Below are 1,386 nucleotides of genomic sequence, written 5' to 3' on the forward strand. Positions count from 1 at the left end.
CCGCTTGTGTCTTGATAGGGGATTAGAATCTGGAGTGAGAGCGGTGAATGGCCAGCTGAATGCCGCAGGTGCCTTGAGCACGAGTGGGAGCACAAGCTGCCATTCACCGTTCCACTTTGGCGAGAGCCCGAACAGTTGGATGCGGCTCTGATCTCGAATCACAAGCGTGGGCCAAGCCAAAGTCCTCTCACTGTGTTGAGTCTAGGAGGTTTTGGTGATGGCTTCCTTTCTGGGTATTGATGTTTCCAGTCTCAAGCTAGATGCGTTGGTGCGGCCTGAAGGCCTCAAAATCAATGTAAGTAATGATCCTGGAGGATTCGAAGAGTTGCTGAAAAGCCTTCGTGGGCTCAGCATCAAGCGAGTTCTGCTAGAGGCAACGGGCGGCTACGAGCGCGACGTCATGCGCTTGCTGCAGGACGTCGGTTACAAGGTCATACGCGTCAACCCCAGGCGAGCCCGGTATTTCGCTGAGTCCATGGCAATCAAGGCCAAGACCGATGCTATTGACGCTGAGGTGCTGGCACACTTCGCAGAAGTCATCCCGGACAAACCAACCCTGAAAATCAGTCCGGAGCGTGCGCTTCTGCGGGAACTGCTTCAGCAACGTGATCGCCTGGTCCAGCAGCGAGATGACGACCGGCGGCGCTTGAAGCAGGCGCAGTCAGCAGTAGTTGCCAACTTTCTGAAAACCAACCTTCAGCACTTCAGGTCGCAGATCAAGCTGGTTGAGCATGAGATCAAACAGCAAACGATGGCGCTGAACGATGAGCGGGTTGCCCACTTGGTTCAGGTCAAAGGCATCGGGTTGGTGACTGCGGGTAAGCTTGTAACGCTGCTGCCAGAACTGGGCCATGTTGAAACCAGAGAAATAGCTTCCCTGGTCGGCGTGGCGCCGTTTAACCATGACAGCGGAAAGTCCACCGGCAAGCGGTCTATCTCGGGTGGGCGCTTTGAAGTCCGGCGGTCGTTGTACATGGCATGTCTTGTGGCTGTGAAGTACAACCCGGCACTCAAAGCACGATATGAGGCACTGCGCGAACGGGGAAAACGTCCCAAGGTCGCTATCGTGGCGTGCATGAGGGTTTTAATCGTACGGCTCAATGCGATGCTTAGAACGGGCACGCCATGGCGGGATCTGATCTTGCCACAGCCGAAAGATACCGCGTAGGTCCAGAAGGCAGCATGATCATTGTGAGAGCGGGCATCGCGGTGGTTGGCACGGGCTTCGCCCGTGTTCGCGGCTGAAGCCGCTCCCACAGGTACAGCGTCAACTCAAAGCCAGCGCAGTCCCTGTGGGAGCGGGCGCGCCCGCGAAACAGGCGACGCGGTGGATGGCACCGGCGTTGCCGGTGTTCGCGGGCCAAGCCCGCTCCCACCGGGATCGCG

Annotated in this window: 1 protein-coding gene; it reads left to right on the forward strand. The window is 57.6% G+C overall.

Features of this window, described 5'->3' with window-relative positions; genetic code table 11:
* The first annotated feature begins 217 nt into the window (after window positions 1-217).
* On the forward strand, window positions 218-1,168 hold the full coding sequence (locus ACIP1G_RS31965; protein ID WP_400744644.1) for an IS110 family transposase: 951 nt from the start codon (window positions 218-220) through the stop codon (window positions 1,166-1,168).
* The last annotated feature ends 218 nt before the right edge of the window (window positions 1,169-1,386 follow it).

It is taken from the genome of Pseudomonas sp. NPDC089392 (assembly GCF_044749595.1).
Taxonomy (GTDB): domain Bacteria; phylum Pseudomonadota; class Gammaproteobacteria; order Pseudomonadales; family Pseudomonadaceae; genus Aquipseudomonas.